8 protein-coding genes are annotated in these 9,565 nt (G+C 70.3%); 5 read left to right on the forward strand and 3 right to left on the reverse strand.

Annotation, left to right across the window (positions count from 1 at the left end):
* Together D7V93_RS29205 and D7V93_RS29210 are read right to left on the reverse strand one after the other, a co-directional pair.
* Window positions 1-585 (reverse strand): ChbG/HpnK family deacetylase (locus tag D7V93_RS29205; protein ID WP_120646515.1); only part of this gene is annotated, 585 nt, incomplete at its 3' end.
* Between the two features lie 8 nt (window positions 586-593).
* Window positions 594-1,382: a glycosyltransferase family 2 protein gene (locus D7V93_RS29210; protein WP_120646516.1), complete on the reverse strand. Its 789-nt coding sequence runs from the start codon at window positions 1,380-1,382 to the stop codon at window positions 594-596.
* A gap of 136 nt (window positions 1,383-1,518) precedes the next feature.
* On the opposite strand from D7V93_RS29210, the gene D7V93_RS29215 reads away from it, so the two are divergent.
* From D7V93_RS29215 to D7V93_RS29225, 3 genes are all read left to right on the forward strand, one after another.
* Window positions 1,519-2,469, forward strand: a complete 951-nt coding sequence (locus D7V93_RS29215; protein WP_167509513.1) for a diguanylate cyclase — start codon at window positions 1,519-1,521, stop codon at window positions 2,467-2,469.
* A gap of 167 nt (window positions 2,470-2,636) precedes the next feature.
* Entirely contained in the window at window positions 2,637-4,217 is a 1,581-nt protein-coding gene (locus D7V93_RS29220; RefSeq protein WP_120646510.1) for an ATP-binding protein, read from the forward strand.
* On the forward strand, window positions 4,214-5,689 hold the full coding sequence (locus D7V93_RS29225) for a sigma-54-dependent transcriptional regulator (RefSeq protein ID WP_120646511.1): 1,476 nt from the start codon (window positions 4,214-4,216) through the stop codon (window positions 5,687-5,689). Before D7V93_RS29220 ends, D7V93_RS29225 begins: the two co-directional genes overlap by 4 nt.
* A gap of 45 nt (window positions 5,690-5,734) precedes the next feature.
* Here D7V93_RS29225 and D7V93_RS29230 read toward each other — a convergent pair whose 3' ends face one another.
* Window positions 5,735-7,081, reverse strand: a complete 1,347-nt coding sequence (locus tag D7V93_RS29230) for a replication-associated recombination protein A (RefSeq protein WP_120646512.1) — start codon at window positions 7,079-7,081, stop codon at window positions 5,735-5,737.
* Between the two features lie 151 nt (window positions 7,082-7,232).
* On the opposite strand from D7V93_RS29230, the gene D7V93_RS29235 reads away from it, so the two are divergent.
* Window positions 7,233-8,078 carry an NAD(+)/NADH kinase gene (locus tag D7V93_RS29235; RefSeq protein ID WP_120646513.1) on the forward strand — a complete coding sequence of 282 codons (846 nt, stop codon included), beginning with the start codon at window positions 7,233-7,235 and terminating at the stop codon, window positions 8,076-8,078.
* 60 nt (window positions 8,079-8,138) lie between these two features.
* The coding region (locus D7V93_RS29240) for a serine/threonine-protein kinase (protein ID WP_120646514.1) at window positions 8,139-9,565 on the forward strand (1,427 nt) is incomplete at its 3' end.

Raw genomic sequence — 9,565 nt, forward strand, 5'->3', positions numbered from 1 at the left:
CCGCACCCCCTGCTTCACGCGCGGCGCCGTGCGCGCCAACACCGCCAGCACCGTCGTCTTCAACGCCGGCCCGGGCGCCCGCAGCCACGACGCGCGCGGCAGCGCATCCGGCCAGCGCAGGGGCAGCCCCTCGCGCGCCGCGAGCCCCTCCACCACCGAGCGCACCCCGGGCAACAGGTGCAGGTGCTGGTGCCCGTCCAGGTGGTCCACCTGGGCCCCCAGCTCCCGCGCGCGGGCAAGCTGCGCGGACAGCTCCCGCTCCAGCTCCTCGCGCCGCACCTGCCCGGTGAGCCACGCCTTCGCGAAGTCCGCCCAGCTCGCGCGGAGCCTTCCGTCCGGCGCCACCGTCCGCACCGACTCCGCGGGCGCGGCGCACGCAAGCCGCGTGGACAGCGCCAGGTGCACGCCCACCGCCAGCCCCTGCGCCCGCGCCAGCCCCACGGCCCGCGCCGCGGACGGGCCCGTGGCCAGGAGCGTGGCGCTGGTGACGATGCCGTCGCGGTGCGCCCTCAGGATGCCCGCGTCCAGCGACGGGTGCAGGCCCAGGTCGTCCGCGTTGACGATGAGGCGCGTGCGCGGCGCCATGGCCCCTCCTACCCGCGCCCCGTGCGTCCCGTGGCCGGGCGCAGCGACTGCACCGACGGCGGCAGGCGCACTGGCTGCACCGGCGGCGGCGGCGAGCGCGTCTCCGGGTACAGCGCCACCAGCTCCTTCACCATCTTCACGATGACCGACGGCGAGGCCAGCGTGGAGATGCCGCGCGTGCGCGGGAAGTAGTCCACGCCCATCTGGAACACGCGGAAGCCCTTGCGGATGGCCTTCACCACCAGCTCCGCGTCGATGAACGAGCCCTGGCTCTTGAGCTCCATCGACTCCAGCACCCGGCGGTGCATCAGCTTGAAGCTGAAGTTCACGTCCTTGATCTGGATGTCGAACAGCGCCCGGATGAGCAGGTTGTAGACGAACGAATAGACGATGCGCTTCGGGCCCTCGCTCGTGCGATCGAACCGGAAGGCGCAGATCATGTCCGCCTCCAGGTACTCCATCAGGTGCAGCGCCCGCTCCACCTCCCGCATGTCGAACGGCAGGTCGATGTCCGAATAGAGCACCAGGTCCTTCGTGCTCGCCGTCAGCCCCGTGCGCATCGCCCCGCCCAGCTTCAGATTCACCGGGTGCGTGATGACCCTGAGCTGCGGCACCTTCGCCGCCAGCGCCTCGCAGACCTCCTGGGTCCGGTCCGTGGAGGCGTCGTTGACCACGATGATTTCGAAGTCGTCCGTGAGCTTGGGCAGGACCTCCAGGGCGCGACTCACCGCGCGCTCGACGTAGTCCTCCTCGTTCCAGGCAGGGAAGAACAGGCTGATGCTCGGGTACTTGGCCACGGTCGTCATGTCGCGTCGGTCCGTCTGAAAGGAAACGGCGCTCGGTACCAGAGGGTGAGGCCACGTGGCAAACCCCATGGCCCTCCCCGTGACAAAGGCCTATAGTACCGTCTAGTCATCTTTTTACGGGGACACGGTGAAAACCCAGCCCTACACGCTCCTGGTGGTCGATGGTCCGCAGACACTGCTGCCCCAACTGGTGCGTACGCTCGGGCCCGAGGACTTTACCCTCCGGGTTGTGCGCTCGGGCCCGGAGGTCCTGGGCCTGACCCGGGAGGTAGACGGCGTCCTCCTCTTCGCCGGCGAAGGAGACCCCCAGCAGACCCACGCGCTGCTGGAGTCCCTCACCCCACCAGAGCCCGCGCTCCGGCCCGCCGTGGTGCTGATGGCCCCCCCGGAAGCCCGGTCCCTGCGGCTCACGGCCCTGGGTCGAGGAGCTGAGTCGGTTTTGACCCCTTGGGACGAGGAAGAGCTGCGAATCCGGGTATCCCGGAGCCTCGAAATCCACTCGCGGTGGAAATCTCTCCACTCCCAGGTGGAGGAGCTGCGGCGGCTGTCGGTGACGGACGGCCTCACCCAGGTCCACAACCACCGCTACTTCCAGGAGCGGCTGCGCGAGGAGTTCCGGCGCTCGCAGCGCTACGACGAGAGCCTGTCGCTCATCCTGGTGGACCTGGACCACTTCAAGAACATCAACGACGCCCACGGCCACGGCATGGGGGACCGCGTGCTCCGCGAGGTGGCCGCCTCGCTCCAGCACAGCGTGCGCGAAACCGACCTGGTGGCCCGCTACGGGGGCGAGGAATTCGCCGTGCTCCTCCCCTGTACCCACCTGCCTGGAGCCCTCACCGTCGCGGAGCGGGTGCGCAGGGGCGTTTCGGAGCTGCATGCGGGGCCAGACGGGGGGCTGCGCGTGACGGCCTCGCTGGGTGTCTCCAGCTTTCCGCACCGCGCCATCCTCTCCCCGGAACAGCTCCTGCTGACCGCCGACGAGGCCCTCTACCGCGCCAAGCACGAGGGCCGCGACCGCATCTGCCTCCACCCGCCCGCCCCCCTGTTTTCGACGCCGCCTTCACGGGCGGGCTGACCCGGGGGGTCAAAGACTCCGGGTCTGATTTGACCCGTTTGGGGGTAGTGGGTCTATGATGACCTTGACCCTTTTTGTCATGCCCTGAGAAAGGGACGTGATTCCCAGGGTTTATCCAAATCACCGGTTTGGCAAGGCCATTGCAAATGTCGGAAGCCGGAAAGTCCATGGGAACCCTGGTCGCACAGGCACAAGCGCAAGACCCAGTCGCCCGCGGGCGGCTGCTGCTCGTGGACGACGAGGAGAACATCCTCAAGTCCATCCGGCGGGTGCTGCGGCGGGGCGAGTGGGACATCGAGACGGCGACGGACGCGGAAGCCGGGCTGCGCACGCTGGAGCGGTTCCACCCGGAGGTCGTCATCTCCGACTTCCGCATGCCGGGCATGAACGGGGTGGAGTTCCTCACCCAGGTGAAGCTCCAGGAGCCCCGGGCCCAGCGCATCATGCTGACGGGGCAGGCGGATCAGCAGGCCATCGAAGAGGCCATCAACCGCTCGGAAATCTTCCGCTTCATCTCCAAGCCCTGGAACGACAGCCACCTGGTGCTCACGGTGAAGAGCGCCTTCGAGCAGTACGCGCTCCACACGGAGAATGATCGGCTCTACCGCGTCACCCAGGAGCAGAACGCGGAGCTGAAGCGCCTCAACGCGGACCTGGAGGAGCGCGTCGCGGTGCGCACGCGCCTCCTGTCCGCCGCGAAGCGCGAGTGGGAGCTGTCCTTCGACTGCATGGAGACGCCGCTCGCGGTGGTGCGCGCGCGGGACTTCGCGGTGCGCCGCGCCAACGTCGCCTACGCGCAGGTGGCCCGCCGCTCCATCGAGGAAGTGCCCTCCGACACGCCCTGCCACCAGTACCTCTTCGGCCGCGACACGCCGTGCGCTGGCTGCCCGCTGCCCTCCGCGATGGAGAGCGGCAAGGGCGCGCGCGGGGAAGTCCAGCAGGGCGGGCGCAGCTACGTGGTGGCCGCCTACCCGTTCGCGGGCGACGACCGCGCGGTGTGCACCTACCGCGACGTCACCGAGGAGCAGGGGATGACCCGCCGGCTCATCGAGACGGAGAAGATGGCCGCGGTGGGGCAGCTCGCGGGCGGCGTGGCGCACGAGATCAACAACCCGCTGGGTGGCATCCTCGCCTTCGCGCAGCTCATGTCGCGCGACGCGGGCCGCAGCGCGAACGACCTGGAGTCGCTGAAGCTCATCGAAGAGAGCGCGCTGCGCTGCAAGCGCATCGTGGAGAGCCTGCTGAAGTTCAGCCGCCACAGCCGCGTGGAGGACCGCCGCCTCTTCGACGTGTCCAAGTGCGTGGAGGACGCCGCGGTGCTCTTCCGCGCGCAGCTCAAGTCCATGCCCAGGGTGGAGCTGAAGCTGGACCTGAAGGACGGCTTGCCCAAGGTGTACGGCGACCCCGGCCAGCTCGCGCAGGTGGTGCTCAACCTGCTGCAGAACGGCCTGCACGCGCTGCCCAACGCCCAGGGGCGCCTGTCCCTGGAGACGGGCCGCGAGGGCGACCGGTGCTTCTTCGCGGTGACGGACACCGGGACGGGCATCGAGGAGCGCCACCTGCCGCGCATCTTCGAGCCGTCGTTCACCACCAAGCCTCCGGGTGAGGGCACGGGCCTGGGCCTGTCCATCGCCTACCGCATCGTCCAGGACCACGGGGGCACCTTCCAGGTGGACACCCACGTGGGCCAGGGCTCCCGCTTCACCGTCTTCCTGCCCATTCCCCTGCAGCTCGAGAGGTTGCCGTGAACCAAGTCAAGCGCGCCAAGGTCCTCGTCGTCGATGACGACTCCGTCGTCCTCAAGGCCGTCACCCAGATCCTCCAGCGGGAGGGTCACCCCGTCGTCGCCATCGACGACGCGGTGGAGGGGCTCGCGGCCGCCAAGGACCCGTCCATCGACGTGGTGGTGCTGGACATCAAGATGCCGCACCTGTCCGGCATGGACCTGCTGCGCGCCATCAAGGCGGACCGCCCGGACGTGGAGGTCATCATGATGACGGCCTTCGCCACCGTGGAGACGGCGGTGGAGGCGGTGAAGGCGGGCGCGTACGACTACCTCACCAAGCCCTTCGAGAACATCGACGAGGTGAGCCTCACGGTGGCCAAGGCCGCCGAGCGCAAGGCCCTCAAGGACCGCACGCGCGCGCTGGAGGAGGCGCTCACCGCGCGCAGCCAGTTCGAGGACCTCATCGGCCAGTCGTCGCAGATGCGCGCCGTGTTCAAGCTGGTGGAGACCGTCAGCCACTCCACCGCCACGGTGCTCATCCAGGGCGAGTCTGGCACGGGCAAGGAGCTGGTCGCGCGCGCCATCCACTACCGCAGCGCGCGCCGGGACAAGCCCTTCGTCGCCGTCAACTGTTCGGCGCTGACGGAGACGCTGCTGGAGAGCGAGCTGTTCGGCCACGTGAAGGGCAGCTTCACCGGCGCCACCGGCAACAAGAAGGGCCTCTTCGAGGCGGCCGACGGCGGCACCATCTTCCTGGACGAGATTGGCGACGTGCCCCCCGCCACCCAGGTGCGCCTCTTGCGCGTGCTCCAGGAGGGCGAGGTGAAGCGCGTGGGCGCCAACGAGCCCGTGAAGGTGGACGTGCGCGTCATCGCCGCCACGCACGTGGACCTGACGCGCGCCAAGGAGCAGGGCAAGTTCCGCGAGGACCTGTTCTACCGCCTCAACGTCATCACCATCGACCTGCCGCCCCTGCGCGACCGCCCGGAGGACGTGCCGCTGCTCGCGCACCACTTCCTCAAGGTCTACACCGCCAAGGCGGACAAGAAGGTCAACGGCATCAGCCCGCGCGCCATGGAGGCCCTCACCTGCAACCGGTGGACGGGCAACGTGCGCGAGCTGGAGAACGTCATCGAGCGCGCGGTGGTGCTCACGGCCAACGAGGCCATCGACGTGGAGGACCTGCCGCAAGGCTTCCAGGCCGCGCCCCAGGCCGACTCGGCGGTGGAGGTGTTCAGCCTGGCGCACCTGCCGTACGCCCAGGCCAAGCGCCTGGCCATGCGCGCCTTCGAGCGCCGCTACCTGTCCGCGCTCCTGGAGAAGAACAACCACAACGTGTCCAGCGCCGCGCGCGCCGCCGGGGTGGACCGCTCCAACTTCCGCCGCCTGCTCAAGCAGTACGAGGTGGCCGGCCGCAGCATGAAGCCGCGTCAGCCCAAGGGGCCGGACGCCGACAACGGGCCGGGCCTTCCCGTGCTCGAAGCCGCCTCGTAAGTCCCGTCCGCTCGAAGCAGCAGGGCCCGGGCGAAGGACGGCGCCTCAGCCGTCCTCGCCGGGCTCGCGCCCGTCCCGGGCCTCGCGCCTCGCGGCGAGCTGGTGCTGGAGGGCCTCGTAGCGCTCGGACAGCTCCGCCTCGAAGCCGTTGCGCGTCGGGGTGTAGAAGCAGCGGGCGCGCAGGGCGTCGGGCAGGTAGTCCTCCGGGACGTAGTTGCCCTCGAAGTTGTGCGGGTACTTGTACCCGCCGCCGTACCCCAGCGACTTCATCAGCTTCGTGGGCGCATTGCGCAGGTGCAGGGGCACCGGCAGCGCGCCCTCCTTCGTCACGGCCTCGCGCACGGCCGCGTAGGCCGCGATGACGGCGTTCGACTTGGGCGCGAGCGCCAGGTACGTGACGGCCTGGGTGAGGGGCAGGGTGCCTTCGGGCAGGCCCATCAACTGGAAGGCCCGGAGCGCGTCCACCGCCACGCCCAGCGCGCGCGGATCCGCGTTGCCCACGTCCTCCGACGCGAAGATGACCATGCGGCGGAAGATGAAGACGGGGTCCTCGCCCGCCTCCAGCATGCGCGTCATCCAGTACAGCGCCGCGTCCACGTCGCTGCCGCGCATGGATTTGATGAAGGCGCTGACGACGTTGTAGTGCTCCTCGCCGCCCTTGTCGTAGAGCAGCAGCTTCTGCTGGAGGGCTTCTTCCGCGACCTTGCGGTCCACCATGGTGCCGCCGTGGGCCGCGGCCGCCTCCAGTGCGGTGAGGGCCCGGCGCGCGTCGCCCCCGGCCGCGTCCGCGATGAACTCCAGCGCCGCGTCCTCCACCGTCACCTTGCCGCCCAGGCCCTTGGGGTCCGCCACCGCGCGGCGCATCACCGCCACCAGCTCCTCCTGCTCCAGCCCGCGCAGGGTGATGACGCGGCAGCGCGACAGGAGCGCGGCGTTCACTTCGAAGGAGGGGTTCTCCGTGGTGGCGCCGATGAGGGTCACCGTGCCCTTCTCCACGTGGGGCAGGAGCGCGTCCTGCTGGGACTTGTTGAAGCGGTGGATTTCGTCGATGAAGAGCAGCGTGCGCTGGCGGTTCAGCTTCCAGCGGTCCTGCGCGCGGGCCACCGTCTCGCGGATGTCCTTCACGCCCGCGAGCACGGCGGACATCGTCTCGAAGGCGGCGCCGGTGGAGCGGGCGACAAGCTGGGCGAGCGTCGTCTTGCCGGTGCCCGGCGGGCCCCAGAGGATGAGGCTGGGCACCTGGTCGCTCTCCAGGGCGCGGCGCAGGAAGCGCCCCTCGCCGGTGAGGTGCTCCTGGCCCAGGTACTCGGAGAGCGTGGTGGGGCGCATGCGCTCGGCGAGCGGCGCCAGGGTGGCCGTTTCCTTCTGACTGGCGTGGTCGAACAGGTCCATGTGGCCCTTGAACCTAGCGTCCCAGGCGCCCGCGCGCCCCTCCCGATGGACTTGGGATTGTCCTGGGGAGCTCCTGGGATGTCCTGGGGCGGGCAGGTGCGTCATTTCCCTTGTACGGCCGGCTGGCCGCCTGGACTAGAACCCGGGGGGCGTGCAGACCCTGGTCATCGTCGCGAAGAGGGACACCCCGCAGGCCATGGCCCTGGCGGCGGAGATCCGTGAGCGCTACCCGAACCTGACGGTGCTGGCGGACCGTGCGCTGGCGCATGCGCTGAACTGGCCGCGCATCGAGGACCGGGAGCTGGCGGCGCGCGCGGAGCTGGTGGTGGTGCTGGGCGGCGACGGCACGCTCATCTACGCGGCGCGGCTGTTGGGCGGACGGGATGTCCCCATCCTGGGCGTCAACCTGGGCAGCCTGGGCTTCATGACCGAGGTGCCGGTGGAGGAGCTGTTCACCCGGCTGGCGGAAGTGCTGGCGGGCAACTTCCACGTGGACTCGCGGATGAAGCTGTCGTGCCGGCTGATGCGCGGGGGCAAGGTCCTCATCGAGGATGAGATCCTCAACGACGTGGTCATCAACAAGGGCGCGCTGGCGCGCATCGCGGACCACGAGACGTCCATCGACGGGGTGCCCATCACGACCTACAAGGCGGACGGCGTCATCCTGGCCACGCCCACGGGCTCCACCGCGTACTCGCTGTCCGCGGGCGGGCCCATCGTCCACCCGTCGGTGGACTGCACCATCCTGTCGCCCATCTGTTCGCACGCGCTGACCCAGCGGTCCATCGTGGTGCCCGCCGACCGCACCATCCGCGTCACGCTGAAGAGCGAGACGGCGGACACGTACCTCACGCTGGATGGCCAGACGGGCCACTCGCTGCAGACGGGGGACTGCATCGAGGTGGTGCGCTCGCCCAACCGCGTGGAGCTGGTGCGAAACCCCCGCGTGGCCTTCTTCACCATCCTCCGGCAGAAGCTCCACTGGGGCGAGCGCTGACGGCTCCGCAGCAGGGTGGGGCTCCCCTCGGACGGGAGCGGTAGGGTAGCGTCCCGGCCCGTGACGACGGGTGGGCCCACGACGCGTTTCGGCAAGTACGAGCTCCAGGAGCGCCTGGGCGCGGGCGGGATGGCCGTGGTGCACCGCGCGCGCTTCACCCTGGCGCCCGGCGTGTCGCGCTCGGTGGTCATCAAGCGCGTGAGGGACCCCTACGCGCAGGACCCGGCCTTCGTGCAGATGTTCCTCAACGAGGCGCGCATCTCCGTGGGCCTGAGCCACGGCAACATCGTGCAGGTCTTCGACTTCGGGCAGGAGGAGGGGGAGTACTTCCTCGCCATGGAGTGGGTGGACGGGCAGCCCCTGTCGCACGTGCTCAAGCGCGCGAAGGTGAAGGGGCTTTCGCACCTGCCCGCGCCGCTGGCGGTGGGGCTCGTGCTGGAGGTCTGCAAGGGCCTGCACCACGCGCACACCCGCCGCGACGAGCAGGGCCGCCCGCTGGGGCTGGTGCACCGCGACGTGTCTCCGGACAACGTCCTCGTGAGCTACGAGGGCGAGGTGAAGCTCACCGACTTCGGCATCGCCAAGGCGCAGCTCGCCGGGCGGCCGGAGACGGAAGCCGGCGTGGTGCGCGGCAAGTACGTGTACCTGTCCCCGGAGCAGACGCGGGCCGAGGCGCTGGATGCGCGCTCGGACGTGTACACGGCGGGCGTGGTGCTCTTCGAATTGCTCACCGGGCGCAGGCCGGCGGAAGGGGACACCCAGTCGGTGATGGCGCGCATCGCGAGGGGGGACCTGACACCCGCGCAGACGTACGTGCCGGACCTGGATCCCTCGCTGGGGGCGCTCGTGTCGCGGGCGCTGGCGCTCCGGCGCGATGAGCGCTTCGCGAGCGCGGAGGCCTTCCAGCGCGCCCTGGCCGAGTGGCTCGCGTACCGGGCGCCGCTGTTCCCCGCCTCCACGCTGCGCCACCTGATGGGCTGGCTGTTCGAGGAGGAACTCAAGCTCGCGGGCCAGCCGCCCCGGCTGCCGGAGTCCTTCCTGCGCCAGGTCGCGGTGTGGACGGGGGAGGGCGGCCCGGAAGGTCTGGGGGAGCCGGCGACGGCGTCCTCGGTGCATCGCGCGCTCGTGACGGCGTTCCCGGAGGAGCACGTGCCCGCGGCGCTCGTGGGGGCCTCCGGGGCCGAGTCCGGCACGTCGCTGCCCGGCTGGCTCTGGGGGGCCATCATCGCGGGGGTGGTGCTCTTCTTCGTCGGGAACGCGGTGTGGCCCGTGCTGTGGGACTCCCGCCCGCACGCGCGCAAGCTCCAGGTGGTGACGAACCCGCCGGGCGCGGAGGTGCGCTGGGACGGCGAGCGCGCCGGGATGACACCGACCACCCTGGACGTCGAGTCGGGCGAGGGGAGCCACCAGCTGGAGCTGTTGTTCGTGGGCCATCGGCCCTGGAAGAGCACCCTGTCCGCGGAGGCGTTGCCCGAGCGCGTGCAGGT

The sequence above is a fragment of the Corallococcus llansteffanensis genome, assembly GCF_003612055.1.
GTDB classification, from domain to species: domain Bacteria; phylum Myxococcota; class Myxococcia; order Myxococcales; family Myxococcaceae; genus Corallococcus; species Corallococcus llansteffanensis.